The organism is Microbacterium sp. 22179 (assembly GCF_052045715.1).
Classification (GTDB): Bacteria; Actinomycetota; Actinomycetes; order Actinomycetales; family Microbacteriaceae; genus Microbacterium; species Microbacterium galbinum.
This window is the reverse complement of record NZ_JBQEPJ010000001.1, coordinates 369737-395819: the sequence shown is the minus strand read 5'-3', so window position 1 is coordinate 395819 and position 26083 is coordinate 369737. Positions and strand designations below refer to the sequence as shown.

Below are 26083 nucleotides of genomic sequence, written 5' to 3'. Positions count from 1 at the left end.
CTGTCTCCTTATCGCAGAGGGTGTCTGTCAGGACTGGAAGATGAAGTAGGTCGCGATGCCGATGAAGGCGAGCGCCTCGGTGAAGGCGATACCGATCCACATGAGGACCTGGAGGCGACCGGCCAGCTCGGGCTGACGGGCGACGCCCTCGATCGTCTTGCCGACGACGATACCCACGCCGATGGCCGGTCCGATAGCCGCGAGGCCGTAGCCGACGGTGCCGATGTTGCCGGAGATTTCAGCGAGAACCGTAGTTGCGTCCACGGGTTTTTCCTTTCGTTGGGTGGGAAGGCGGTTGTTGCCGACCCGCTCAGTGCTCTTCTGCGACCGCGAGCTGGATGTAGACCGCGGTGAGGATGGTGAAGACGTAGGCCTGCAGGAACGCCACCAGGATCTCGAACAGGGTGAACGCGAAGCCGAACGCGAGCGTGCCCGCGCCGAGTGCCGTCCACCACCCTCCGAGAGTGATGACGAAGAACTGCGTTGCGGAGAAGAACAGGACGAGCATCAGGTGCCCGACGATCATGTTCATCAGCAGTCGGAGGGTCAGCGTGACGGGCCGGATGATGAATGTCGAGAGGAACTCGAGCGGCGTCACGATGATGTAGAGGAACGGGGGGACGCCCGACGGGAACAGCGAGTTCTTGAAGAAGCCCTTGGGGCTCTTCTTGATGCCGGCGTAGATGAAGGTGACGTAGCTGACGACGGCCAGCAGCAGCGGGACGGCGATGATGCTCGTACCCGCGATGTTCAGGAACGGGATGATTCCCGTGATGTTCATGAACAGCACCATGAAGAAGATGGTGGCGAGGATCGGCAGGAAGCGACGGCCGTCCTTGCGCCCGAGCAGGTCCTCGGCGACGTTCACTCGCACGAAGTCGAGGCCCATCTCGACGAGGCTCTGGAAGCGCCCGGGGACGACGCGCATGTTGCGCGTTCCGAGCCAGAGGATCAGCACGACCGCGATCGTGGCCAGGAACTGGATCAGGTGGATGCGGTGGATGACCAGGTCGCCGATCTGGAACACCGCATCGGGGAAGAACTCCGCGATCGACGGAGCGTGGAACTCGTCATCGGTGGCAAGTCGTGGCGTCAGGGTCGCAGCAAGATTAAACAGCGCGGGCTCCAGCTTCGGGGCACCGGTCAGAACCGGGGCGACGATGGTCGGTGTGCTTCACAGCGCAAGCGCTCGCGGGCGAGCGGCGGGCACGTCTCAACACTATCAGAGTATGAGGCGGCCCTAAGACCTCTGGGGGCCCTCGTCGGCGGTCGGGGCCCCCGGAGCGACGTCCTCCGGCGCGACCGAGGGAAGCGATGCATCGCTGACATTCGGAAGGCGCATCGTCATGAGGACGACGGCGTCGACGATCAGCGACATCAGCACGCCGGCGACGATCGCGACGAAGAAGATCACGGGGTCGAGCCAGGGCTGGTCCTTGAGGACGATGACGCCGAGGAAGAACACGATCAGCTTGAGCAACCACCCGCCGAGCACGATCGCAAAGAAGAACTGGACGTAGAGCGGCTCGCCGAACCACCGGTTCGCGATCAGGATGCTCGCACCGGTGATCCCGAGGAACACGGCGGCGATGAGCACACCGAGCAGGCCGCTGATCAGTCCGTTCTCCTGCCCGACGAGGTAGCCCACGACCGCCGCGGCGATCGCGAGGACCACGGTGGCGACTCCCGACCAGATGAGAGTGCGTCGAAGGATCGGCGTGCTGGAAACGGGGTTCGGACTCATGAGGGCTCCACGGGTGTCGGGTCGGAGTCGGGGGTTGCGGGGACGGCTCGTCGCGAGGGCTTCAGGGTGAGAACCAGGCAGGCCGCGATGCCGACCACACCGAATCCCACGCCGGGAAGGTACTGGCCCGGCCAGTCCTCGCGGGCTCCGACGTACATGAGGAGGACGGCGAGCGAGATCACCGCCGTCCAGGCGTAGAAGATGAGGACGGCATCACGGTCGCGGTGACCGAGGTCGAGCATGCGGTGGTGCAGGTGCTTGCGGTCCGGCGAGAACGGCGACTTGCCGGCGTGCATGCGGCGCAGCACCGCCAGGCCGAAATCGAGCAACGGCAGCAGCACCACCATCAGTGGCAGCAGGATCGGGATGAACGCACCGAGCAGTTGGGACCGCCCGAGACGCTCGGGGTCGAGCGCGGAAGGATCCATCTGTCCGGTGAGGGAGATCGCGGAGACGGCCATCAGCAGACCGAGCACGAGTGCGCCCGAGTCGCCCATGAAGAGCTTCGCCGGACTCCAGTTCCAGGGCAGGAAACCGATGCAGGCGCCGATGAGGACGGCGGCGATGAAGGTCGAGAGGTTGAAGTAGCTCGAGGCGCCGGAGTCGCGCGTGAAGATGTAGGAGTAGGCGAAGAAGACGCCGTTGGCGATGAGGCAGACGCCAGCGACGAGGCCGTCGAGACCGTCGATGAAGTTGACGGCGTTCATGACCACGACGATCGCGAACATCGTGATCGTGATGCTCAGCCAGCTCGAGAAGACGATGAGATCGCCGAACGGGAGGGAGAGGATCTGCAGCCCTCCCCCGATCGTGAGGATCCCTGCCGCGAGGAACTGCGCGCCGAGCTTGATCATCCAGTCGAGGTCCCACAGGTCGTCGACGACTCCGATCACGGCGATCAGCAGTGCGGCTCCGAGGATGGACCACATCGTCTGCGGCGGCATCCAGATGCTCTGGAAGAAGGGGTTCGCTGCCGAGATCCCCATCGCGGCGGCGATGCCGAGGAAGATCGCGACTCCGCCGAGCCGCGGAGTGGGACGCGTGTGCACATCGCGATCGCGGATCTCGGGGTACAGCTTGAACCGCAGGCTCACCCGCAGGACCGCCCAGGTCAGTACGAAGGTGATCGCGGCGGTCAGGATGATCGTGAAGAGGTACTGCTTCACGAATCCCCGTCCTGTCGAGGCGCGGGCGCCGCGGAATCCGGCTCCGGGGCTGGCTCGAGCAGATCGCCGAGCACCTCCTCCAGCTGCTCGCGACTGATCGCGCCATCACGCAGGATGCGCACGCGTCCGGCATCCGGATCCGTCGGCGGACGAACGAGCGAGGTGGCATCGACGATCGTCGAGGCCACACCGTCGCGGCTCATTCCGTCTGCGAGGTAGACGGCGACGCTGTCGCCGAGCATCTTCTCGGCGTCGAAGGCCGAGATCGCCGCGGCCTGACCCGTGAGGTTCGCGCTCGAGACCGCGAGCGGTCCGGTCTCGGCCAGCAGCTCCAGCGCCACGCGCCCCTCGGGCATCCGCACGGCGACGGTTCCCCGGGTCTCGCCGAGATCCCAGACGAGCGAGGCTTGAGCAGGGAGCACGATGGTCAGCCCGCCGGGCCAGAAGGCGTCGACGAGGCGTTGAACCGGCTCGGGGACCGACTCCGCGAGAGCCGTCAGCGTCTCCTTGGTGCCGATGAGGACGGGCGGCGGCTGATCGCGCCCCCGCCCCTTCGCATCCAGCAGCCGCTGCACGGCAGCGGGCGAGAAGGCGTCGGCGGCCACGCCGTAGACGGTATCGGTGGGCATGACGATGAGTTCACCGCGGCCGATCGCCTGGCGTGCATGACGCATACCGGCGAGCAGCTGCGCCTCGTCGCCGCAGTCGAAGATGGAGGACATGTCGTTCCGATTCTACGGGAGGCCGCCGAGAGAGCGGATCAGGGACGGATGGCCGTGGTGGCGCGGTCACGCAGGGTGAGGTCGCGGTGCGTCGCCGCGGCACGCCAGCCGTCGCGCTCGAGGATGCCGCGGATCTCGGCCCCCTGGAGTTCACCGTGCTCGATCACCAGCAGCCCGCCGGGACGGAGCAGCCGCAGAGCATTGGTGCTGAGCGCGCGCACGAGATCGAGACCGTCCTCGCCGCCGTACAGCGCCATCGCCGGGTCGAAGAGGCGCACCTCGGGGTCGCGCGGGATCGCCGCATCCGGCACGTACGGCGGGTTCGAGATGACGACGCTGGCGGCACCGGCGAGTTCGGGGAAGGCATCCGCCATGTCGGCGAGCACCAGCGTGAGGTTCTCGGCATCGGCGGTGTTGCGGCTCGCCCACGCGTGCGCCTCGGGCGAGAGCTCCGCGGCGTAGATCCGCGCGTGCGGCACCTCGGTCGCCATCGCGAGTGCGATCGCCCCGCTACCCGTACCGAGATCGATGCCGATCGGCTGCGGATCGGGCGCGTGCAGGAGCGCGTCGATCGCGTGCTGCACCACCATCTCCGTCTCGGGTCGGGGGACGAACACCCCGGGGCCCACGGCCAGTTCGAGATGCCGGAACGGCGCCGTGCCGGTGATGTGCTGCAGGGGTTCCCGCGACTCCCGGCGCGTCACGAGAGCATCGAGCCGCTCGGCATCCGCGTCGCTCATCACGTCGCCTCGGACGACGGCCGCCTGCACCTCGCCGCGACGCAGACCCCGCACGTGGCCGACCAGGAGCTCCGCGTCGACGAGTGGATCGGTCACACCGGCATCGGCGAGGCGCTGAGCGGCCGCACGGACGAGTGCGGCGAAAGACGTGTCGGGCATGATCTCCAGCGTAGAGCGCCCGCCGGGTGTCACATTGCCCTCTCCCCAGTACCCCTCCCATAGGCTGAGAGCGAAGCGACCCGCACAGGAAGGCTCCTCCATGCCCGGCATCCACTCCGACATCACGACCGCGTTCGGCAACACGCCGCTGGTCCGTCTGAACCGCGTGACCGAGGGCCTCGGCGCCACCGTCCTCGCGAAGCTCGAGTACTACAACCCCGCCTCCAGCGTGAAGGACCGCATCGGCATCGCGATGATCAACGCCGCCGAAGCATCCGGTGAACTGCAGCCGGGCGGCACGATCGTGGAGTCGACCAGCGGCAACACCGGCATCGCCCTGGCGATGGTCGGGGCAGCGCGTGGCTACAAGGTGATCCTCACCATGCCCGCGTCCATGTCGAAGGAGCGCCGTGTGCTGCTCAAGGCTTTCGGCGCAGAGATCGTCCTCACCGACCCGACCAAGGGCATGAGCGGTGCGATCGAGATCACGAAGCAGATCGTCGCCGACACGCCGGGCGCGGTGTGGGTGCGGCAGTTCGAGAACGCCGCGAACCCGCAGATCCACCGTGAGACCACCGCACAGGAGATCCTCCGCGACACGGACGGCGAGGTCGACATCTTCATCGCCGGAGTCGGAACCGGTGGCACCGTCACCGGCACCGGACAGGCGCTCAAGGCCGCCAAGCCCGGTGTACAGGTCATCGCCGTCGAGCCCAAGGACTCCCCCATGCTCAGCGAGGGCCACCCCGGCCCGCACAAGATCCAGGGCATCGGGCCGAATTTCGTCCCCGCGATCCTGGACCGTGAGGTGATCGACGAGGTGATCCCCGTCGAGTTCGACGACGCCATCCGGGTGGCTCGGGAGCTGGCCGCCCGCGAGGGTCTCCTCGTCGGCATGTCGTGCGGCGCAGCGACGTGGGCAGCCCTGCAGGTCGCTTCCCGCCCCGAGAACGCGGGGAAGAACATCGTCGTCGTCCTTCCCGACACCGGGGAGCGCTACCTGTCGACCGCGCTGTTCGCGGACCTGCGCGAGGACTGACGACCACCGCATGATCGGTCGAATGCGCGAGGACATCGCCGCTGCCCGGCTCCGCGATCCTGCTGCCCGCAGCGCCGCGGAGGTCGCACTGCTGTACCCGGGACTCCATGCCATCTGGGCGCACCGCGTCTCGCATGCACTGTGGCGACGGCGGCTGCGTTTCCTCGCACGCGCCAACTCGCAGCTCGCCCGCTGGTTCACGGGCATCGAGATCCATCCGGGCGCGCGGATCGGCCGCCGCTTCTTCATCGACCACGGTATGGGCGTCGTGATCGGCGAGACCTCGGAGATCGGCGACGATGTGATGCTGTACCACGGGGTCACGCTCGGCGGGCGCTCGCGCTCCACCGGCAAACGCCACCCCACACTCGGTGACGGTGTCGCCGTGGGAGCCGGAGCGAAGATCCTCGGACCCGTGACGATCGGGGCGCACTCCTTCGTCGGAGCGAACGCCGTCGTCACCCGGGACGCGCCCGCAGACAGCGTGCTCGTCGGTGTCCCCGCCAAACCGCGTCAGCGCGCGGGCGGCGAAGACACGCGCGCGCTGCTCACCGTGCCGGACTACTCGATTTGAGTCCGCTCAGCGTGTGCGACGGTCGCGCTTCTCGCGCGCGTCGCCGACTCGGCGCTTGAGGAAGATCAGCGGCAGCAGCACCGTGCCCAGCGCCGTGATGAGCCAGACGATCACCGCGCCGAGCAACCAGCCGGTGACATCGACGATGCGCAGACCGCCGATGGGCAGCAGCACGACGATGATCAACGCCACCAGGGTCGAGAAGATGCCGATTCCACCGAGCAGCACCGGCGCGTAGCGGTCGGCGATCTTGCTGATCCACGGCGAGAGGATGCTCTGCAGCAGCGCGAAGATCAGAATGCAGAGAACGAAGCCCCACCACTTCGACCACTCGATCTGGAATCCGTCGAGCAGGAGATCGGCGACGATCAGCCCGAGCCCCGCGGAAACGATGTAGATGAGGGTGCGGAAGAAGAGAGTGATCACGCGCCGAGCCTAGCGCTCCGGGGGCGTGCGGATCAGGACTCGGTGCCGACGGCGGCGAGCCGGGCCTCTTCGTCGGTCGTGATCGCCGATTCGATGATCGGTCCAAGCGCGCCGTCCATCACCTGATCGAGGTTGTACGCCTTGAATCCCGTGCGGTGATCCGCGATGCGGTTCTCGGGGAAGTTGTAGGTGCGGATCCGCTCGGACCGGTCCATACCGCGGATCTGCGACCGGCGAGCATCGGATGCCGCCGCATCGAGCTCCTCCTGCTGCTTCGCGAGCAGCCGCGCACGGAGCACGCGCATTCCCGCCTCGCGGTTCTGCAGCTGGGACTTCTCGTTCTGCATGGAGACGACGATGCCCGTCGGGACGTGCGTGATGCGCACCGCGGAGTCGGTCGTGTTGACCGACTGCCCGCCCGGCCCCGAAGAGCGGAATACGTCGATCTTGAGATCGTTCTGGTTGATCTCGATCTCGTCGGGCTCGTCGACCTCGGGGAAGACGAGCACACCGGTGGTCGAGGTGTGGATGCGTCCCTGCGACTCGGTCGCCGGCACACGCTGCACGCGGTGCACACCGCCCTCGTACTTGAGGTGCGCCCAGACGCCCTGCGCCGGGTCGGTCGAGGAGCCCTTGATCGCGACCTGGACGTCCTTGTAACCGCCGAGATCGGACTCGTTGCGCTCGAGCAGCTCGGTCTTCCAGCCCATCGACGCCGCGTACTGCACGTACATGCGCAGCAGATCGGCCGCGAAGAGCGCGCTCTCGGCGCCGCCCTCCCCTGCCTTGATCTCCATGATCACGTCACGGGCGTCATCGGGGTCGCGCGGGATGAGGAGTCGCCGGAGCTTCTCCTGCGCGGCCTGCAGTCCGGCCTCGAGTCCGGGGACCTCCGCTGCGAAGGCCTCGTCCTCGCGAGCGAGCTCGCGCGCGGCATCCAGGTCGTCGGATGCCGCGACCCACGCCTCGTGCGCGGCGACGATCCGCGACAGCTCGGCGTAGCGGCGGTTCACACGCTTGGCGCGGGCGGCGTCGGCGTGCACCGCCGGGTCGGAGAGTTCCTCCTGGACCCGGCGGTGCTCGTCGATCAGAGCCTGGACGGACTCGAACACGGACTCTCCGCTCAGCGGATGTTGTTGTCGTGCGAACCTGCGGGCAGGGTCGGGATCGACTTCTGCATCTGCACGAGGAACTCGACGTTCGACTGCGTCTCCTTGAGCTTTCCGAGCACGACCTCGAGGGCCTGCTGGGTGTCGAGGCCGGCGAGGGCGCGACGGAGCTTCCAGGTGATCTTGACCTCGTCGGAGGAGAGCAGCATCTCTTCACGGCGGGTGCTCGACGCGTTCACGTCGACGGCCGGGAAGATGCGCTTGTCGGCGAGCGAACGCGACAGGCGCAGCTCGCTGTTGCCGGTGCCCTTGAACTCCTCGAAGATGACCTCGTCCATCTTGGAGCCGGTCTCGACGAGAGCCGTGGCGAGGATCGTGAGGGACCCGCCGTTCTCGATGTTGCGCGCGGCGCCGAAGAAACGCTTGGGCGGGTAGAGCGCCGACGCGTCGACGCCACCGGTGAGCACGCGGCCGGAAGCCGGAGCCGCCAGGTTGTACGCGCGGCCGAGACGTGTGATCGAGTCGAGCAGCACGACCACGTCGCGACCGAGCTCGACCAGGCGCTTCGCACGCTCGATGGCGAGCTCGGCGACCGTGGTGTGGTCCTCGGCAGGACGGTCGAACGTCGAGGCGATGACCTCGCCCTTGACCGTGCGCTCCATGTCGGTGACCTCTTCGGGGCGCTCGTCGACGAGCACGACCATGAGGTGGACCTCGGGGTTGTTCTGCGCGATCGCATTGGCGATCTGCTGCAGGACGATCGTCTTACCGGCCTTCGGCGGCGCGACGATCAGGCCGCGCTGGCCCTTGCCGATCGGCGCGACCAAGTCGATGATGCGCTGCGTGAGCTTCTCGGGCGCGGTCTCGAGGCGCAGGCGCTCCTGCGGGTAGAGCGGCGTGAGCTTGCCGAACTCGACGCGCGTGGCGGCATCGTCGATCGACAGCCCGTTGATCGAGTCGACCTTGACCAGGGCGTTGTACTTCTGGCGCCCCTGCTGCTCGCCCTCGCGGGGCTGCTTGATCGAGCCGACGACCGCGTCGCCCTTGCGCAGGTTGTACTTCTTGACCTGCCCGAGCGAGACGTAGACGTCGCTGGGGCCGGCGAGGTAACCGGTCGTGCGGACGAAGGCGTAGTTGTCGAGCACGTCGAGGATGCCGGCGACCGGGATCAGGACGTCGTCCTCACCGATCTCGGTGTCGAACTCGTCGGTCTGCGCGTTGCCGCGGCGCTTGTTGCGCTGACGGTTGCGGCCGTTGCCGCCCTGCTCGTCGTCGCCGGCGGGCTGCGCCTGCTGCTCCTGGGCGGCACCGGTGCCGTTCTGGCCGCGTCCGCGGTTGCGGCTGCGGTTGCGGCTGCGGCCGCGACCGCTCTGCTCGTCTCCGCCGTCGCCACCCTCACCCGCGTTGTCCGCGGCGGGAGCGTTGTCGGAGGCAGCGGAATCGGCGGCAGGGGCGTCGGCGGCCGAAGCGTCGGACTCCGTCGTCTTCTTCGGTGCGCGGCGACCGCGTCCCGTGGTCTTGGGGGCCTGTTCGGCGGAAGCATCCGCAGCGCCCGCGTCAGCGGGCTTCTCCGTCGACTTCTCGTCGGAGGCCTGAGCGGGAGCCGCCTTCTCGGCAGCCTTCTCCGCAGCGGGCGTCTCGCCCGCGGACTCCGCGGCGGGGGCCTCGGCATCCGCCTTCTTGGCGCGGCTGCGGCGGGGCGCCTTGGCCTTCGGAGCGGCCTCGGCGCTGTCGCCTGCGGCATCTGCCTTGGCCGGTGCCGCATCGGCGGCCGGCGCGGCCTCTGCCGCCTTCTCGGCCTTCGCGGCGGCGGTCGCCGTCGTCGCACGTCGCGGTGCGCGCTTGCGGGCGGGTGCCGCCTCAGCGGATGCGTCGGTGCCGGCTGCTGCCGGGGCATCGACGACCGGGGCGGCCTGGTCGTTCTGGGTCTCGGAGAAGTTCTCCACGAGTACTCCCTCTATTTCTCGGGGGTAGTGAGCGGTCCACACGCGCAACGGGTGCTGCGCGCGTTCGCACGGGCTGACGCTCGGCGCCAGCCGGCCTAGGCACTTGTGCCATGAGGTTGGACGTGCGGGTCTTGCAAGAGTTGCAATGGGGCCAGATTCACGAAGACGTTACGTGGAGCCCTCCGCTCGATCCCCCACTGTACCACCACGCACATCGACGGCGAGCAGGAGGGATTCCCACGGAGTGTCGGTCACTCGCCCGGCCAGTTCGACCGCGTCCTGACGACTTCCCGGCCCGTCGGCGAGCACCAGCACACTGGGGCCGGCACCGGAGACCACGGCGGCGAAACCGGCGGCACGCAGGGCTTGCACCAGCCGCTGCGTCTCGGGCATCGCCTCGGCGCGGTAATCCTGGTGCAGCCGATCGGCGGTCGCGTCGAGGAGGAGCTCGGGGCTCTGCGTCAGCGCCGCGATCAGCAGCGCCGAACGCGACACGTTGAACACGGCATCCGCGGTGGACACCTGTGGCGGCTGCAGAGAGCGCGCCTGCGACGTCGACATCGTGTACGCCGGCACGAGCACGAGGGGCGAGACGCCCCGGTGCACGAGGAGCTTCTTGTGCTGCGCGCCGCGCTCGCTCATCCAGGCGATCGTCAGGCCGCCGAAGAGGGCGGGCGCGACGTTGTCGGGGTGCCCCTCGAGCTCGGTCGCGAGTCGCAACAGATCGGAGTCGCCGATCTCGACGTCTCCGGCGAGAAGGCCCTTCGCGATCAGGACCCCGGCGACCACGGCCGCGCCGGAGGAGCCCAGGCCGCGGCCGTGCGGCACGCCGTTCTCGGCGACGATCCGCAGCCCCGGCATCGGCCGGCCGGCATCGGCGTAGACGTGCTCGACCGTGCGGACGATCAGGTTCGACGCGTCGCGCGGGATCTCCTCGGCGCCCGAACCCGACACCTCGATGTCGAGCTCACCCGCCGGGAGCTCGGTGACGACGAGGGAGTCGTAGACGCTGAGTGCGAGGCCGAGGGTGTCGAATCCCGGCCCGAGGTTCGCGCTCGTGGCGGGAACGCGGACCTCGATCGTGCGCCCTTCCGCCACCGTCACTCGCCTTCCACGCGCAGCACCGACACGACGCGCTCGACGACCGAGCTGTCGGCGAGTGCCGCGACCGCGGCGCTGAGCGACTGCTCGGCTGCCCGGTGCGTGCCGATGATGAGTCGCGCGGTGGGCTCCTCGTCGCCCTCGACCGTCTGAACGATCGTGGCGACCGAGACGCCCCCGTCGCTCAGGATGCCGGCGACCGTGGCGAGCACACCCGGCGCGTCCGCGACCTCGAGGGTGACCTGGTAACGGGTCGTGACGTGCCCGATGGGCACGACCGGCAGGTTCGCCCGCGTCGACTCGCCGACGCCCACGCCTCCGGCGATGTGGCGGCGAGCGGCGGAGACGACGTCACCGAGCACGGCCGACGCGGTCTGCACTCCACCGGCGCCCGCGCCGTAGAACATCAGGGAGCCGGCGGCCTCGGCTTCGACGAACACCGCGTTGTTGGCGCCGTGCACCGACGCCAGCGGGTGCGAGTGCGGTACCAGTGCCGGGTACACGCGCACCGAGATCGATTCGGTTCCGTCGACGTCGAGGCGCTCGCACACGGCGAGGAGCTTGATCACGAAGCCCGCGGCACGGGCCTCCTCAATCATCGAGGCGGTGACGGTGGTGATGCCCTCGCGGTAGACCGCGTCGAGCGGCACGGCGGTATGGAAAGCCAGGCTCGCGAGGATCGCGGCCTTCTGCGCCGCGTCGTAGCCTTCGACGTCGGCCGTGGGGTCGGCCTCCGCGTATCCGAGACGCTGCGCGTCGGCGAGCACGTCGGCGAAGTCGGCGCCCTCGGTGTCCATGCGGTCGAGGATGTAGTTCGTCGTGCCGTTCACGATGCCCATGATGCGCACGATGCGGTCGCCGGCGAGTGAATCGCGCAGCGGGCGGATGATCGGGATGGCGCCGGCCGCAGCGGCCTCGTAGTGCACCGAGGCACCGACGCGGTCGGCGGCTTCGAAGAGCTCCGGACCGTGCGTGGCGAGGAGCGCCTTGTTGGCCGTGACCACATCGGCGCCGGAGCCGATCGCCTGCAGGATGCTCGTGCGTGCGGGCTCGATACCGCCCATGAGCTCGATCACGATGTCGGATCCGAGGATCAGCGACTCGGCATCCGTGGTGAAGAGCTCGCGCGGAAGGTGGACGTCGCGCGGTGCATCGACGTCGCGCACGGCGATGCCGGCGAGCTCCAGCGAGGCGCCCGCGCGGTCGGCGAGCTCGTCGCCGTGGCGCAGCAGGAGGTCGGCGACCTGGGATCCGACCGCTCCGGCGCCGAGAAGCGCCACTCGAAGTCGTCGGTACTCAGCCATTGTTGCTCCTTCGGAAGTGGGTCATTTCTCTCCCTCGGGGGCGTTCGCCCCGTCGATGCCCGCGTCACGGGAGAGGAGATCGTCGATGGTCTCACCGCGGACGATGACCCTCGAGCGACCGTCGCGCACGGCGACGACCGGCGGACGCGGAACATGGTTGTAGTTGCTCGACAGCGAGACGCAGTACGCGCCCGTCGTCGGCACGGCGAGCAGGTCGCCCGGTACCAGATCGGAGGGCAGGTACTCGTGATCGACGACGATGTCGCCGGATTCGCAGTGCTTGCCGACCACGCGACTCAGCTGCGGGGCGCCGATCCCCACGCGCGAGGCGATGCGCGCGGAGTACTGCGCCCCGTAGAGCGCCGGGCGAGCGTTGTCGCTCATCCCGCCGTCGACGCTGATGTAGCGCCGGACGGCACCGGAGTCGATGGTGACGTCCTTGGTCGTGCCGACCTCGTAGAGCGTGACGCCCGCCGTTCCGACGATCGCGCGACCGGGCTCGAACGAGAGCGCGGGCACGGCGATGCCGCGCGCGGCGCAGCCCTCGGCGACGGCGGACACGATCTCACCGGCGAGGACGTCGATCGGAGTGGGGTCGTCGCTGCGGACGTAGGCGATGCCGAAGCCGCCTCCCAGGTTCATCTGCGGGACCGCGCCGCCCTCGAGCAGCGCCGCGTGCAGTTCGAGCACGCGCGAGGCGGACTCGCGGAACCCGGCGACGCCGAAGATCTGCGACCCGATGTGGCAGTGCAGACCCACGAAGTCGAGCCCGGGGATCTCTCGGATGCGAGCAACGGCGACCTCGGCATCCTCGAGCGGGAATCCGAACTTCTGGTCTTCGTGCGCGGTGGCGAGGAAGTCGTGGGTCTCGGCGTGCACGCCGCTGATCACGCGCACGAGCACACGCTGCACCGCGTCCACGCGGGCGGTGATCGCCGCGAGTCGTTCGATCTCGATCGCGCTGTCGACGATGATGCTGCCCACACCGACCTCGACCGCTCGTTCGAGCTCGCGCGTCGACTTGTTGTTGCCGTGGAAGCCGATGGATGCCGGTGCGACTCCCGCCGCCAGCGCGACCTCGAGCTCTCCCCCGGTGCACACGTCGACGCGGAGTCCCTCGTCGACCACCCAGCGTGCGACGGTGGCGCTGAGGAACGCCTTGCCTGCGTAGTACACCTGCGCGACCGTGCCGTGCTCCGACGCCGCCTGGTCGAAGGCCCGGCGGAACTCCCGTGCGCGCTGACGCACCTCGTCCTCGTCGAGCACCAGAAGGGGGGTGCCGTAGGTGCGGGCGAGGGTCGCGGCATCCACCCCGGCGAGGGTCAGGACGCCGTCGGCGTCTCGGGCGGCGCGCGCGGGCCAGACACCGGCCGCGAGATCATTCGCGTCATCGGGAACGGCGAGCCACTCGGGCGCGAGCGAATCGGCAGCGGGAAGCAAGGAACACCAATCGTGGAGCGGGACTCGGGCGGGAAGCGCACGACGAGACTGACCCCGATTCTAGGGCACGGCGCATGCCGCCCTAGCCATGGTGACGCCCGTCCCGCAACCCCTGTGACGGCGGCCGGCGCTCACTCGTAGGGTGAGAACGTGGAAGCCCCATCGACGTCCGAAGCCCCTGCCCGCCCCGGGCCGATCCCGCGTGCCATCGCAGCCGTGACGCGCTGGGCGCTCCAGCGCAAGCCCGTGCGGGCCTTCCTCCTCTACAGCGAGCGCCGCGGCCCGATGCTCGCCGACAGCGTCACCTACCGCGCCCTGTTCAGCGTGTTCGCCGGTGTGCTCCTGGGATTCTCCATCGCCGCACTGTGGCTCGCCGGGAACCCGCAGGCCTGGAACGCGATCATCGACGCCGTGCAATCCGTCGTGCCCGGCCTGATCGGCGAGGACGGAGTCATCGATCCGGCCGATCTCCGCGAACCGATCTCGTTCTCGCTGGCGGGCGCGGTGTCGGCGATCGCCCTGATCGGCGCCGCCCTGGGTGCCGTGGGGTCGCTCCGCACCGCCGTTCGTGTGATCTCGGGCACCGCGCAGAGCGACGTCCTGTTCATCTGGGTGATCCTGCGCAACCTCGCCCTGGCGATCGGCATCGGGGCGGCGTTCATCGCGGCGGCATTCCTCTCCATCGTCGGACGGATCGGCGTCGGTTGGGTGAGTGATCTGCTCGGGATCTCCACCGACTCCGCGCTGGCGACCTGGGGCGTGCGGATCCTCTCGCTGGTGATCGTCTTCGCGTTGAACACCGCTCTGCTCATCGCCGTGTTCCTCGTGCTCTCCGGGGTCCGCCCGTCGGCGCGGTCCCTCTGGAGCGGTGCCCTTCTCGGCGCCGTCGGCCTCCTGGTGCTCCAGGAACTCTCGTCGCTCTTCGTCGGCGGCGCGACCAGCAATCCTCTGCTGGCCTCGTTCGCGTCGCTGCTCGCCCTCCTGATCTGGCTCAACCTGTCGGCGCAGGTCATGCTCATCTCGTGCGCCTACATCGTCACGGGCGAGGAGGAACGCACGGACCGGGTGCGCGCTCGTTTCGGCGCGACCACTTTCCCGCAGCGTCGCGTGCAGCGGGCCGAGATCGATGTGAAGATCGCGACCGACGAACTGCGCGCCGCTCAGGAAGCCGCCCGCGAAGCCTGACTCATCCGGCCGGGCACGTGCCCTTCTCGAGCAGGCTCTCGTCGGTGACGATGGCTCCGTCGACGTCGATGTCGATCACCGCCACGGATCCGTCGATCTCCAGACCGGTGAGCGTGAGGCCCTCCGGGAGCTGATCGGCGATGCAGATCCGCTGCGGCTGGGTGAGATCCGCGCCGATGGATCCCAGGTTCGATCCGACCTGCGAGGCGTCGATCTCGATCCCGCCGACGCTCAACGACACCGGCGTGAGTTCGAGGTCGCCCTCGAGCGCTCCGGGCGTGAGGGTGAGCGAGATCGGGACGGCGAGCCCCAGAACGGTGATCGACCCGCTGACGGTGGCGTTCGGTTCGTCGAGGGCGACCGTGTCGACCGGCAGGTCGGTGGTGGCCAGCAGCGAGGTGAACTGATCCTCGTCGATGCGGATCGTGCCCGATGCGCCGGCGAGATCGCCGCCGCGCAGCGGCACCCCCGTCGCGGTCACGTCGACCGCACCGGTGATCCCCTCGAGGGTGACCGCGTCGGTCGACAGGTGGAGGCTGTCGAGACGTCCGCCGATGAGCTGCGGCAGCAGGATGCCGTCGGCGTTGACGTCGATCTGCTGATCGGCAGGGAGGTCGAGCTGTTCGATGACGAGCGAGCGCACGATTCCCGGAAGGATGGCCCGCGCGACGAACTCCGCCGCGACCACGAGCCCCGCGAGCACGACGACGACGATGAGCACCACCCACGGCCAGCGTCGGCGACGACGCTGCGGGGCGCTCGCGACGCCGTCGTCGGTCCCGGCACCGGCGCCCGGGAGGACGAGCGTCGGATGCTCGGCATCCGGCTCCGGGTACGGCAGCGTGCGGTTGTCTTCGCTCATGGGGTCATCCTGCCCTACCTCGGTGGTGCGAACGGGGGGTTACATGCGCTCCGGCGCGGAGACGCCCAGGAGGTCGAGCCCGTTGCGGAAGACCTGTCCGGCGGCATCGTTGAGCCACAGACGCGTGCGGTGCACGCTCTCGATCGGGTCGTCGCCCTGCGGGATCACGCGGCAGTTGTCGTACCAGCGGTGGTAGAGGCCCGCGAGCTCCTCGAGGTAGCGGGCGACGCGGTGCGGCTCGCGCACCTCGGCGGCGAACGCCACGATGCGCGGGAACTCCTGGAGCGCGCCGAGCAGCGCCGCCTCGGACTCGTGCGTCAGCGTCTCGGGGGCGAACTCGGAGCGGTCGACGCCCGAGTCGTTCGCGTTGCGGCTGACATTGTGCGTGCGGGCGTGCGCGTACTGCACGTAGAAGACGGGGTTGTCGTTCGTGCGCTTCTGCAGCAGCTCGGGGTCGAGATCGAGCGGCGAGTCCGCGGGCGAGCGCTCGAGCGAGTACCGCAGGGCGTCGGCGCCGAGCCACTCGAGCAGGTCGTCCATCTCGATGATGTTGCCCGCGCGCTTGCTGAGGCGGGCGCCGTTGATCGACACCATCTGCCCGATGAGCACCTGGACGTTGCGCTCCGGATCCTCGCCCGCCGCACCGGCGACCGCCTTGAGGCGGTGCACGTACCCGTGGTGGTCGGCGCCGAGGAGGTAGATCTTGTTCTCGAATCCGCGGTCGCCCTTGTTGAGGTAGTAGGCGGCATCCGCGGCGAAGTAGGTGTACTCGCCGTTCGAGCGGCGGATCACCCGATCCTTGTCGTCGCCGAAGTCGGTGGTGCGCACCCAGACGGCGCCGTCCTCGTCGAAGACGTGGCCCTGCTCGCGCAGGCGCTCGACCGCCTGGTCGATCAGGCTCGTGCCCGACGCGTCCTTGGCGTGCAGCGTGCGCTCCGAGAACCACACGTCGAACGGCACGTTGAACCGGTCGAGCGAGCTCTTGATCTCGGCGAGCTGGTACTCGTATCCGAGGTCGCCGGCGACCGCGAGCTGCTCCTCGTCGGAGAGGTCGAGCAGATCCGGGCGCGCCTCGAGGATGCGACCGGCGAGCGCCGTGATGTACTCCCCCGGGTATCCGCCCTCGGGGGTCGGCGCACCCTTCGCGGCGGCGACCAGCGACGATGCGAAGCGGTCCATCTGCGAGCCGGCGTCGTTGATGTAGTACTCCCGCACGGCGTGCGCGCCGCTGGCGAGGAGCAGGCGGACGATCGCGTCACCGAGCGCCGCCCAGCGCGTGTGGGCGATGTGCAGCGGTCCGGTCGGGTTCGCCGAGACGAACTCGACGTTCACGCTCACGCCCTGCTGCGAGGTGTTCGTGCCGTAGGCGACGCCCGCGTCGACGATCGTCTTCGCCAGCGCGCCGGCGGCAGCGGCCTCGAGACGGATGTTGATGAATCCGGGGCCCGCGACCTCGGCGGTGGCGATGCCGTCGACCGAGACCAGACCGTCGGCGATCTGCTGCGCGAGCTCGCGCGGGTTCGTGCCGAACGGCTTGGCGAGGCGCATCGCGATGTTCGAGGCCCAGTCGCCGTGGTCCCGGTTGCGCGGGCGCTCCAGGACGATGTCGGATGCCGAGAGCCCGAGGGGCTCGCCGGGGCGTCGCTCGTCCGCGATCGGGGCGAGGACTTCGAGGAGGGCTTCGGCGAGCGTTTCAGGATTCATAGACCACCAAGTTTACGGCTCGGGACGGTGTCGAATTTGCGCAGACCGATCTGTGACTTACCCTCATGCCATGACCGTCGCTCCCGCCCGCCGCCGACTGCGTTTCGCCGGCGTCGCCGCCGTGCTCGCCGTCGCCGTCGTCGCGGGCGTCCTCGGCGTCTGGCGCCCCTGGGCACCGCTCCCCTCGACCGCCCCCATCGGCGCCGCGGAAGGCGAGCCCGCCGCCGCGATCGCACCGGCTCCGCTCGTCCTGCCGGAGCACCCGACCGTGCTCGTCTTCGGCGACTCCTGGACGTACGGCTCGGCCGCCACCGTCCCGACCGAGGGGTACGCGTATCTCCTCGCCGATCTGCTCGACGGCGAGACGATCGTGAAGGGTGTGCGCGGCAGCGGTTATCTCAAGCCCGGACTCGACGGCCCCGCCTTCGGCGAGCGCATCGCGGCACTCGATCCCGCGCTGTCTCCCGACCTCGTGATCCTGCAGGGCTCGATCAACGACCGTGAGCAGGGCGCGGCCGGATACCGCGAGGCAGTTAACGCGGCCTGGGATGCGATGGTGGCGAAGTACCCCGAGGCGACGATCGTGATCCTCGGGCCCGCCCCGCACGAGCTCCCCGTCGGTGCCGGCACCGCGCGCATCGACGCGGATCTCGCAGATCTCGCCGCCGCCCGCGGCTGGTGGTACGTCTCCCCCGTCGCCGAGGACTGGATCACCGAGCAGAACTACCTCGAGATCATCGACGTCGAGGTGGGGCGCAAGCATCCGTCCTCCGCCGGGCACCGCTACCTCGCCGAACGCATCGCCGCCGCGCTCGATGCGCTCAGCGGCGTGCCGGTCACGATCGCCGGCGAGTCGGAGACCACCCCCGAGCAGTGATATCGTCGTTCGGTACGCCTCCGTAGCTCAGTGGATAGAGCGCCGGTTTCCGGTACCGTAGGTCGCAGGTTCGACTCCTGTCGGGGGCACGTATACGCGAAGAAGGACCGTCCGTGAGGGCGGTCCTTCTTCGCGTATACGGGTGATGCGATCAGCGGCGTGAGAGTTCCGGGCCGCTGTCGATCCTCTGCGGTCCGTTCACCTGCCGCTCCCACGCCTGAGCGGCCATCTGCACGGCATCCCACGGCGACCCCAGGGGCGGGGTGTAGGAGAGGTCGAGGTCACTCATCTGCGCGACGGTCATCTCGTGGTGCAGCGCGGTGGCGTAGGTGTCGACGCGTTTGGCGACCTCGGCAGTGCGCTGCCCGACGAGCTGCGCACCGAGGAGGCGACCATCCTCGTCGCCGGTGATGCGGATGCTGATGGGGGTGGCACCCGGGTAGTAGGCCTTGTGGTCGTCGGGTGTGGAGGTCACCGAGACCGGGGTGAAACCAGCGGCGACCGCCTCGTGGTCACGAAGTCCGGTGCGTGCTGCGACGAGGTCGAAGATCTTGACGACCTGTGTGCCGAGACTGCCGGCGAAGCGGGCGTTGCCGCCGATGGCGTTCTCTCCGGCGACGCGGCCTTGCTTGTGAGCAGTGGTACCGAGCGGGAGGTAGGTGGCCCCGAGGAGGCGGTGGTGGGTGACGACACCGTCGCCGGCAGCCCAGACGTTCGGGAGTCCGGTGCGCATCTGCTCGTCGACCGAGACGGCGCCGCCGGGGCCGGTCGTGGCACCGGCGGCGGTGAGAAGGTCGGTGTTGGGGCGCACACCGACCACGACGAGCACAACGTCCGCTGTGCGGGTGAACGCCTCACCGGCACGGGCTCCGGTGACGACGATCCCGCGGTCACCGCGACTGATGCCTTCGACGCGAGTATTGGTGATGACGTCGACTCCGTGTCGAGTGAGTTCATCGTGTACGAGGGTTCCGAGTTCGGGGTCGACGGTGGAGAGGACTTCCGGGCCGCGCTGTATCTGGGTGACGTGCAGGCCGCGGATCGTGAGGGCTTCGGCCATCTCGAGGCCGACATACCCGGCGCCGACGATGATGGCGGTCTCCGGCTGGTGGGTGTCGAGGTACTGCTCGAGCGCGAAGGTGTCGCCCATGGAGTGCAGCAGGTGGACACCCTCGTCGGGTCCGAGCCGATCGAGCCCCTTGATGCCGGCGGTGGACGGCGAAGCGCCCGTTCCCACCATCAGCTCGTCGTATGCGATGGTCGATTCGGCGCCGTGTTCGTCGCGCACGTGGAGACGGCGTCCGGCGACGTCGATGTCGGTGGCGAGGGTGTTCAGGCGGAGGTTCATGCCGGTGGTTTCAAGGTCGGCGTGGGTGCGGTGCGCGAGCGACTGCCAGGGCTGGACTTCCCGGGAGAAGTAGTACGGGATCCCACAGATGGAGAAGTTCGGGAAGGCGTCGGCGACCACGACGGTGACGTCGACGGACGGGTCGAGCTCGCGGGCGCGGAGAGCGGTGGAGATGCCGGCGTCGCTTCCGCCGACGGCTACGAGGTGCATGGTGGTGAGCCCTTCAGGAGTGCGTGGGGATGACGACGTCGCCGGCGACCCGAGCGACTCGAGGGTAGAGATAGGAGACGAGGGCGAGCCCGAGGGCGCCGCCGACGAGTTGTGCACCGATGAAGGGCACCACCGCAACGGGAGCGATGCCTGCGAAGGTGTCGGTGAACAGTCGGGCGATGGTGACCGCCGGGTTGGCGAAAGAAGTGGAGCTGGTGAACCAGTACGCGGCGCCGATGTACGCTCCGACGGCGGCTGCGATGACCGCAGGCGTGGTCGTCCGCGCGAGAGCGAAGATGAGGATGACGAGTCCGGCGGTGGCAACGACTTCCCCGACGAGGTGACCGGCGCTGGCTCGATCGTTCGAGGAGAACGCCGGCGCCACATCGAACATGACGCTTGCGAGCAACGCTCCCCCGATCCCACCGGTGATCTGCGCCACGAGGTACGGAGCGACATCTCGGGCTGCAACACCATCGCCGTGACGGCGACCGAGTACGAAGTCGGCGAGCGTGACGACCGGGTTGAAATGCGCGCCCGAGACCGGGCCGAACATCAGGATGAGCACGGCGAGCCCCAGCGTGGTGGCCAGGCTGTTCTCCAGGAGCTGCAGACCGGTGTCATCGGGAGAGAGGCGCTGGGCGGCGATGCCGGATCCGACGACGGTGGTGACGAGCAAACCGGTGCCCAGGAACTCGGCGAGCAGTCGGCGACTCAGGACCGGGCGGGTGGATGTGATTTCGTTCATGGCTGGCCCATCTTGACTCACGAGGGATAGTTCAGTCAATATTGAGTCAATGAACAGTGAACGAAGTCTTCTTCACGTGCGCGCTGCCAAGCACGCAGCCCTTGGTGACCCGTCACGACTTCGCATCGTCGACCTACTCACCCTTGGCGACCTCTCTCCGAAAGAGATCGCCGTGTCGCTGGACATGCCCTCGAACCTCGTGGCCCACCACCTCGGAGTCCTGGAGTCCGTCGCCATGGTCGGCCGGTCGCGGTCAGAGGCGGATAGGCGACGCAGCTACGTTCACCTGACGCCGAGCGCCCTCGAAGGACTCGTACCGTCCCCGGTCGATGAAGCAGCGCGCGTGCTGTTCGTGTGCACCGCGAACTCCGCACGCTCACAACTGGCCGCGGCCCTGTGGGCGCAGCACAGCACCATCCCCGCAGTCTCGGGTGGAACCCAGCCGGCGGAGCAGATCGCCCCGGGTGCGCGCGACGCTGCACAGCGCCACGACCTGACCCTGACCGACGAGATGCCCCGCCATCTCGATGACGTCGCAACGGACGCGGACTTCATCGTGACGGTCTGCGACAGCGCACACGAGACGCTGAGCCCTCGCGGTCACCTGCACTGGTCCATCCCGGACCCGGTGCGAGTCGGCGACGACGCCGCGTTCGATACCGCCTACGACGAGCTCGAGCGCCGCATCAGCGAGCTCGCACCCCGCCTGACCCTGACACGTTGAGAGAGATCACACGATGACCACCGCACCCACCGTCCTGTTCGTCTGCCAGCACAATGCCGGTCGCTCTCAGCTCGGCGCCGCACTTCTCGAGCACCTTGCCGGTGACCGGTTCACCGCGACATCTGCGGGCCTGACCCCCGCCGAGACCGTGAACTCCGCTGTCGCCGCAACCGTCGCGGAGCTGGGAATGGACATCAGCGACCGAGTCCCCCGCTCGGTCACCGAGGATGATCTGCAGACGGCGGATGTGATCGTCCTGATGAAGCCCGGACTGCAGCTGCCCGGCACGCCCCGAGGCGAGGTTCTCCAGTGGGAGTTCCCCAACCCCGAGGCGTGGGATGCCGAGGCCGTCCGCCCTCTGCGCGAAGCGGTGTCCGCGAAGATCAGCGAGACGCTGCTCGCGCGCTGACTCAGACGGATGCCGGGGCTCGCCCGATCTGCACCACCTGAGCGGACGGCGCACAGCATGCCCCGCCGAGCGAGGCACCCGATGCATCGAACAGACCGGCCCCTCCGCACACGCCCGTATCCGGCATCACCAGCTCGATCCGACGAGCAGCTTCATGGTCGCCTACGAGCTCGGCGACCACGCTCCGGACCTGCTCGTAACCGGTGAGCGCAAGGAACGTCGGTGCTCGCCCGTATGACTTCGCCCCGACCATGTAGAAGCCCGGCTCGGGGTGCGCAAGATCTGCGGCTCCGGTCGCGGCGACCGAGCCGCAGGAGTGAATGTTCGGATCGACCCCGGCCGCGATCCGCGACGGGGCCTGCAGGGTCGAGTCGAGCTCGAGGCGCAGCTCTGACAGGAACGAGAGCTCCGGACGGAATCCGGTCAGCACGACGACACGGTCTGCGCTCAGCGTCCGCCCATCCTCGGCGACGATGGTAGCGCCGTCAGGGTTTGTGGAGATGCTGTCGACACGGAAGCCGGCGACCAGGTCGACGAGACCCGCATCGACGAACTCCTTCGCTCTGATCCCCAGCGCGCCACGCGCCGGCAGCTCGTCCGCGTCGCCGCCGCCGAAGGTGTTCGCCGTCGCCGCCCGTCGGAGCGCCCAGGTGACCGTCGTTGCGGGGTCTCGACGCGCCATTCGTGCCAAAGCGAGGACGGCCGTGATCGCCGAGTGCCCTGAGCCGATGACGATGGTGTGCTTGCCGGCGAACTCCGCGGTGCTTCGGAAGTCCGGGATCCGGTAGGTCAGCGCGCTCGAGGCGGCGCGCTCTCCGAGAGCGGGCAGTCCGTCCGCTCCCGCAGGGTTCGGGTGTTGCCAGGTTCCTGAGGCGTCGATGACCGCGCGCGCCTGCAACCGATACTCGCCGTCAGCGCAGTCGACGTGCACGGTGAATGGCTGCTCGCCCCGGTCCGCGTCGACCAGACGGTCCCGACCCCGACGAGAGACGCCCACCACCCGCGCTCCGTAGCGAACGCGGTCGCCCAGGAGGTCGGCGAGCGGCTTCAGGTAGGAGGCGATCCACTGATCTCCGGTCGGATAACCCGACCGCGGCGCCTCCCACCCCGTCGGCGCGAGAAGACGAGCGGATGCAGCATCGACGAGCTCACCCCACTCGGAGAAGAGCCGCACATGACCCCACTCGGCAACCGCCGAAGCAACACCCCCACCAGCCTCGAGGACCACGACCTCCACACCGCGCTCCACGAGATGCGCAGCGGACGCCAGGCCCTGCGGACCGGCACCGATAACGACAACCGGCAACGACTCATCCATTGCGAGCTCCTCACTCGTTCTGACGTATCGAGACTCGTCGATACATCGACAGATGTCAATGCGTGTGGCAAACTCGGAGCATGACCATTCAGCTGCCACTTCTCGCGACCGACGCGACCTCGTGCTGCTCGCGTGTGACCGGCGGCGTACTCGACGTCGCCGAGGCCGAGCGCATCTCCGCCACCTTCAAGGCACTCGGAGACCCCACGCGCCTCCGCCTCCTGTCGCTCATCGCGGCATCCGAGGGCGGGGAGGCATGCATCTGCGACCTCACCGAGCCTGTCGGCCTGTCGCAACCCACGGTCTCCCATCACATGCGTCTTCTCGTCGGCGCCGGACTCGCCACCCGCGAACAGCGCGGACGCTGGGCCTACTACCGAGTCGTGCCAGAGGCTCTCGAAGCCGCTGCTCGGGCGCTGCAACCCTGACGGAGGTCAACGGAAGCCGGGCACCGCGCGCCGGGCGGCCCGCACCCCGTTGAGGATGACGACGACTTCGGCGATCTCGTGCACGAGCACGACGCCGGCCAGGCCGAGCACTCCGAACAGGGCCAACGGGAACAGCACCACGATGATCGCCAGGGCGAGGCCGATATTGACGGTCATGATCCGGCGCCCGCGGCGCGCGTGGGCGAGGGCTGCGGGCAGGAGGCGGAGGTCGTGGCCGGTGAACGCGATGTCGGCGGATTCGATGGCCGCCGCCGAACCGCCCGCTCCCATGGCGATGCCGACGGTCGCGGTCGCGAGCGCCGGCGCGTCGTTGATGCCGTCACCGACCATCGCCGTCGGCCCCTCGGCGAGGAGGGCGGTGATGGCGGCCGCCTTGTCCACGGGGAGCTGCTCCGCACGGACGTCGCTCACTCCCGCGCCGGCGGCGAGCGCGCGGGAGGTGCGCTCGTTGTCGCCCGTGAGCATGATGGCGCGAACGCCCTGCTCCTCGAGCAATGAGATGGTCTCCGCCGCCTCGGGGCGCAGCTCATCGCGTACACCGACGACCCCCGCGGTCCGTGCATCGACCTCGACCGCGACCACGGTCATCCCGTCGTCTGCCATCTCTTCGGCGGCGCCCTCGAGGTCGCCCAGTTCGGAGAGCCACCGCACACTACCGACGCGGACGCGAGTGGCCCCGACCCGACCCGTCACACCGTGGCCCGCATCCTCGACGACCTCGGTCGCCGCGGGAGCGTCCGCCGCCGCGCGTGCGATCGCGGCGGCGAGCGGGTGCGTGCTCGTCCTCTCGAGCGCGGCGGCGAGGGCGAGGACCTCCTCGCGCGTGCGGCCGGGGGCCGCGGCGACGGCGACCACCTCGGGCTCGTTGCGGGTGAGCGTGCCGGTCTTGTCGAATGCGATCGTGCGGATGGTTCCGAACCGCTCGAACGCCTCGCCCGAGGTGATGACGACGCCGAACTTCGATGCCGAGCCGATGGCGCTGATGACGGTCACGGGAACGGCGATGGCGAGAGCACAGGGGGATGCGGCCACGAGGACGACGAGGGCGCGCTCGACCCACAGACCGGGGTCCCCGACCACGAACCCGAACCCGACGATCAGGGCGGCGACGATGAGCACCACCGGCACGAGCGGGCGGGCGATCCGGTCGGCCAGGCGCGCACGTTCGCCTTTGCGGGCGTGCGCCTGCTCCACGAGCTCGACGATCCGGGTGAGGGAGTTGTCCCGTCCGTCGGCCGTCGCCTCGATGCGGAGCGTCGCCGATCCGTTCACCGAACCCGCCGGCACCGCCTCCCCCGGACCGACCGCGACCGGGATCGACTCGCCCGTCACGGCGGACGTGTCGATGCTCGAGCGCCCGTCCACGACCACGCCATCGGTCGCGATCCGCTCTCCCGCCCCGACGACGAGGACGTCGAGCTCTCGCACCTCCGTGGCGGGAATACTCGCGTCGCCGCTCAGTCTCGACACGCGCACCGTCTCGGGGATGAGCGAGAGAAGAGCGCGGAGGCCTTCTTTCGCTCGGTCCATCGCCCGGTCCTCGAGCGCCTCGGCCAGGGAGAACAGGAAAGCCAATGCCGCTGCCTCTCCCACATGGCCGAGAGCCACCGCTCCGATCGCCGCGATGGTCATCAGCAGCCCGACGCCGAGGCGCCCCCGCGCCAGGCGGCGAAGCGCTCCGGGCACGAAGGTGTACGCACCGGCGAGGAGGGCGCCCCCCTGCAGCACGAGGGCCGGGATGGGGAACCCGCTCCACTCGAGCACGTAGCCGGCGAGCAGCATCACGCCGGCGATGACGGACGGCAGCAGCGCGGTATCACGCCAGAGCGGCGGACGCACCTCGTGCTCGGCATCCGCGTGCCCGACCGCCCCTGCCGCTGCGGTCACCGGACCGCAGCACGCATCACAGGTCGACATCGGCGGGTGAACAACACAGCGGCACGTCGCAGTTCTCGTCGGTGCACGGTTCGCCGTCGTCTACCGCGAGCACGGTGTTCACCAGAAGGGTGATCGCCTTCGTCACGTGGGGGTCGGCGATCTCGTAGCGGGTCTGCCGCCCCTCCGGCGTCGCGACCACGATCCCGCATCCCCGCAGGCACGACAGGTGATTCGAGACGTTCGTGCGCGAGAGGGCGAGCGTCTCCGAGAGGCGCGCAGGGTACGCGGGGCCGTCGAGAAGCTGCAGGAGGATCCGCGAACGCGTGGGATCGGCCATGGCACGGCCGAGACGGTTCATCACATCGATCCGGGAGGCAATGGTCAGCATACGGTGACTATACAGTGAATGATGAATAGTCGACAGTCGGCGAGGCGTCGCTCCATCCCGGACTCCGCCTCTGGACACGCCCCCGCGGCGAGCGCATGCTGATTCCATGACCGCTTTCCAGATCACGCATCCGTTCAGCGGGTTCAGCGTCGACTCGATCGACGCAGCCCGTGCCTTCTACGGCGACACCCTCGGCCTGGATGTCACGACCAACGCGATGGGGTTCCTCGACATCCGGTTGCCCGACGGAGGGTCGATCCTCGTGTACGCCAAACCCGATCACACACCGGCCAGCTTCACGATCCTCAATTTCCCTGTGGACGACGTCGAGGCCGCGGTAGACGATCTGAACGCCCGGGGCGTGGTCACGAAGATCTACGACGACGAGATGGGCACCGACGCCAAGGGGATCATGCACGGCGGGCCCGATCGCGGGCCGGACATCGCCTGGTTCAGAGATCCGGCTGGCAACGTGCTCTCGGTACTCTCGGCATCCTGATCCACCGGAGCAGA

Annotated in this window: 27 protein-coding genes and 1 tRNA gene; 9 read left to right on the top strand and 19 right to left on the bottom strand. The window is 68.9% G+C overall.

Annotated features, from left to right (window positions below; all coding sequences use genetic code 11):
- Nucleotides 1-27 precede the first annotated feature (27 nt).
- From atpE to prmC, 6 genes are all read right to left on the bottom strand, one after another.
- A complete protein-coding gene (gene atpE, locus ACTJKK_RS01835) occupies nucleotides 28-264 on the bottom strand; it encodes an ATP synthase F0 subunit C (protein WP_045258877.1) in 237 nt (78 codons plus the stop codon).
- A 46-nt stretch (nucleotides 265-310) separates the two neighbouring features.
- Entirely contained in the window at nucleotides 311-1117 is an 807-nt protein-coding gene (gene atpB, locus ACTJKK_RS01830; protein ID WP_372491578.1) for a F0F1 ATP synthase subunit A, read from the bottom strand.
- A 123-nt stretch (nucleotides 1118-1240) separates the two neighbouring features.
- Nucleotides 1241-1744, bottom strand: a complete 504-nt coding sequence (locus ACTJKK_RS01825; protein WP_440746803.1) for a hypothetical protein — start codon at nucleotides 1742-1744, stop codon at nucleotides 1241-1243.
- Nucleotides 1741-2910: a glycosyltransferase family 4 protein gene (locus tag ACTJKK_RS01820; protein ID WP_440746802.1), complete on the bottom strand. Its 1170-nt coding sequence runs from the start codon at nucleotides 2908-2910 to the stop codon at nucleotides 1741-1743. Before ACTJKK_RS01820 ends, ACTJKK_RS01825 begins: the two co-directional genes overlap by 4 nt.
- Nucleotides 2907-3632, bottom strand: coding sequence for an L-threonylcarbamoyladenylate synthase (locus tag ACTJKK_RS01815; RefSeq protein ID WP_440746801.1), 726 nt, complete (start codon nucleotides 3630-3632; stop codon nucleotides 2907-2909). Before ACTJKK_RS01815 ends, ACTJKK_RS01820 begins: the two co-directional genes overlap by 4 nt.
- Nucleotides 3633-3670: 38 nt before the next feature.
- On the bottom strand, nucleotides 3671-4531 hold the full coding sequence (gene prmC, locus ACTJKK_RS01810; RefSeq protein WP_440746800.1) for a peptide chain release factor N(5)-glutamine methyltransferase: 861 nt from the start codon (nucleotides 4529-4531) through the stop codon (nucleotides 3671-3673).
- A gap of 100 nt (nucleotides 4532-4631) precedes the next feature.
- On the opposite strand from prmC, the gene cysK reads away from it, so the two are divergent.
- Together cysK and epsC are read left to right on the top strand one after the other, a co-directional pair.
- Nucleotides 4632-5570, top strand: a complete 939-nt coding sequence (cysK, locus tag ACTJKK_RS01805) for a cysteine synthase A (protein WP_247955971.1) — start codon at nucleotides 4632-4634, stop codon at nucleotides 5568-5570.
- Nucleotides 5571-5580: 10 nt separating this feature from the next.
- Nucleotides 5581-6144, top strand: coding sequence for a serine O-acetyltransferase EpsC (gene epsC / locus ACTJKK_RS01800; protein ID WP_247632437.1), 564 nt, complete (start codon nucleotides 5581-5583; stop codon nucleotides 6142-6144).
- 6 nt (nucleotides 6145-6150) lie between these two features.
- Here the strand turns inward: epsC and ACTJKK_RS01795 are convergent, their stop codons facing one another.
- From ACTJKK_RS01795 to lysA, 6 genes are all read right to left on the bottom strand, one after another.
- Entirely contained in the window at nucleotides 6151-6570 is a 420-nt protein-coding gene (locus ACTJKK_RS01795) for a hypothetical protein (protein WP_440746799.1), read from the bottom strand.
- 32 nt (nucleotides 6571-6602) lie between these two features.
- Complete coding sequence (gene prfA / locus ACTJKK_RS01790; RefSeq protein WP_440746798.1) at nucleotides 6603-7682, bottom strand: peptide chain release factor 1; 1080 nt, start codon at nucleotides 7680-7682, stop codon at nucleotides 6603-6605.
- 11 nt (nucleotides 7683-7693) lie between these two features.
- Nucleotides 7694-9625: a transcription termination factor Rho gene (rho, locus tag ACTJKK_RS01785; RefSeq protein ID WP_440746797.1), complete on the bottom strand. Its 1932-nt coding sequence runs from the start codon at nucleotides 9623-9625 to the stop codon at nucleotides 7694-7696.
- 168 nt (nucleotides 9626-9793) lie between these two features.
- Entirely contained in the window at nucleotides 9794-10729 is a 936-nt protein-coding gene (gene thrB, locus ACTJKK_RS01780) for a homoserine kinase (RefSeq protein ID WP_247622791.1), read from the bottom strand.
- Nucleotides 10726-12030 carry a homoserine dehydrogenase gene (locus ACTJKK_RS01775; protein ID WP_440746796.1) on the bottom strand — a complete coding sequence of 435 codons (1305 nt, stop codon included), beginning with the start codon at nucleotides 12028-12030 and terminating at the stop codon, nucleotides 10726-10728. Before ACTJKK_RS01775 ends, thrB begins: the two co-directional genes overlap by 4 nt.
- 21 nt (nucleotides 12031-12051) lie before the next feature.
- A complete protein-coding gene (lysA, locus tag ACTJKK_RS01770; RefSeq protein WP_247632441.1) occupies nucleotides 12052-13470 on the bottom strand; it encodes a diaminopimelate decarboxylase in 1419 nt (472 codons plus the stop codon).
- Nucleotides 13471-13620: 150 nt separating this feature from the next.
- Here lysA and ACTJKK_RS01765 point away from each other — a divergent pair, with 150 nt between their 5' ends.
- Complete coding sequence (locus ACTJKK_RS01765; protein WP_440746795.1) at nucleotides 13621-14655, top strand: YhjD/YihY/BrkB family envelope integrity protein; 1035 nt, start codon at nucleotides 13621-13623, stop codon at nucleotides 14653-14655.
- Nucleotide 14656: 1 nt separating this feature from the next.
- Here ACTJKK_RS01765 and ACTJKK_RS01760 read toward each other — a convergent pair whose 3' ends face one another.
- Nucleotides 14657-15517 carry an LmeA family phospholipid-binding protein gene (locus ACTJKK_RS01760; RefSeq protein WP_440746794.1) on the bottom strand — a complete coding sequence of 287 codons (861 nt, stop codon included), beginning with the start codon at nucleotides 15515-15517 and terminating at the stop codon, nucleotides 14657-14659.
- 39 nt (nucleotides 15518-15556) lie between these two features.
- Nucleotides 15557-17221 (bottom strand): arginine--tRNA ligase, encoded by a 1665-nt coding sequence (gene argS, locus ACTJKK_RS01755; RefSeq protein WP_440746793.1) that lies wholly within the window; start codon nucleotides 17219-17221, stop codon nucleotides 15557-15559.
- Between the two features lie 70 nt (nucleotides 17222-17291).
- On the opposite strand from argS, the gene ACTJKK_RS01750 reads away from it, so the two are divergent.
- Both ACTJKK_RS01750 and ACTJKK_RS01745 read left to right on the top strand, forming a co-directional pair.
- The gene (locus tag ACTJKK_RS01750; RefSeq protein WP_440746792.1) at nucleotides 17292-18098 is read left to right on the top strand and encodes an SGNH/GDSL hydrolase family protein; all 807 of its coding nucleotides are present in this window, start codon (nucleotides 17292-17294) and stop codon (nucleotides 18096-18098) included.
- Nucleotides 18099-18114: 16 nt separating this feature from the next.
- Nucleotides 18115-18187, top strand: a tRNA-Arg gene (locus ACTJKK_RS01745).
- A gap of 62 nt (nucleotides 18188-18249) precedes the next feature.
- On the opposite strand, the gene ACTJKK_RS01740 is transcribed toward ACTJKK_RS01745, so the two are convergent.
- Both ACTJKK_RS01740 and ACTJKK_RS01735 read right to left on the bottom strand, forming a co-directional pair.
- Entirely contained in the window at nucleotides 18250-19656 is a 1407-nt protein-coding gene (locus ACTJKK_RS01740) for an FAD-dependent oxidoreductase (protein WP_440746791.1), read from the bottom strand.
- A gap of 13 nt (nucleotides 19657-19669) precedes the next feature.
- A complete protein-coding gene (locus ACTJKK_RS01735; protein ID WP_440746790.1) occupies nucleotides 19670-20404 on the bottom strand; it encodes an aquaporin in 735 nt (244 codons plus the stop codon).
- Between the two features lie 49 nt (nucleotides 20405-20453).
- On the opposite strand from ACTJKK_RS01735, the gene ACTJKK_RS01730 reads away from it, so the two are divergent.
- Both ACTJKK_RS01730 and ACTJKK_RS01725 read left to right on the top strand, forming a co-directional pair.
- Nucleotides 20454-21128, top strand: coding sequence for an arsenate reductase/protein-tyrosine-phosphatase family protein (locus ACTJKK_RS01730; protein ID WP_440746789.1), 675 nt, complete (start codon nucleotides 20454-20456; stop codon nucleotides 21126-21128).
- A 13-nt stretch (nucleotides 21129-21141) separates the two neighbouring features.
- Nucleotides 21142-21537: an arsenate-mycothiol transferase ArsC gene (locus ACTJKK_RS01725; protein ID WP_440746788.1), complete on the top strand. Its 396-nt coding sequence runs from the start codon at nucleotides 21142-21144 to the stop codon at nucleotides 21535-21537.
- 1 nt (nucleotide 21538) lies between these two features.
- Here ACTJKK_RS01725 and ACTJKK_RS01720 read toward each other — a convergent pair whose 3' ends face one another.
- Complete coding sequence (locus tag ACTJKK_RS01720; RefSeq protein ID WP_440746787.1) at nucleotides 21539-22855, bottom strand: NAD(P)-binding domain-containing protein; 1317 nt, start codon at nucleotides 22853-22855, stop codon at nucleotides 21539-21541.
- Nucleotides 22856-22935: 80 nt separating this feature from the next.
- On the opposite strand from ACTJKK_RS01720, the gene ACTJKK_RS01715 reads away from it, so the two are divergent.
- A complete protein-coding gene (locus tag ACTJKK_RS01715; RefSeq protein WP_440746786.1) occupies nucleotides 22936-23283 on the top strand; it encodes an ArsR/SmtB family transcription factor in 348 nt (115 codons plus the stop codon).
- 6 nt (nucleotides 23284-23289) lie between these two features.
- Here the strand turns inward: ACTJKK_RS01715 and ACTJKK_RS01710 are convergent, their stop codons facing one another.
- The gene (locus ACTJKK_RS01710; protein ID WP_440746785.1) at nucleotides 23290-25221 is read right to left on the bottom strand and encodes a heavy metal translocating P-type ATPase; all 1932 of its coding nucleotides are present in this window, start codon (nucleotides 25219-25221) and stop codon (nucleotides 23290-23292) included.
- Complete coding sequence (gene cmtR, locus ACTJKK_RS01705; RefSeq protein WP_247622799.1) at nucleotides 25208-25570, bottom strand: Cd(II)/Pb(II)-sensing metalloregulatory transcriptional regulator CmtR; 363 nt, start codon at nucleotides 25568-25570, stop codon at nucleotides 25208-25210. The genes ACTJKK_RS01710 and cmtR overlap by 14 nt, the downstream gene beginning before the upstream one ends.
- Nucleotides 25571-25676: 106 nt before the next feature.
- Here cmtR and ACTJKK_RS01700 point away from each other — a divergent pair, with 106 nt between their 5' ends.
- The gene (locus tag ACTJKK_RS01700; RefSeq protein ID WP_247632447.1) at nucleotides 25677-26069 is read left to right on the top strand and encodes a VOC family protein; all 393 of its coding nucleotides are present in this window, start codon (nucleotides 25677-25679) and stop codon (nucleotides 26067-26069) included.
- The last annotated feature ends 14 nt before the right edge of the window (nucleotides 26070-26083 follow it).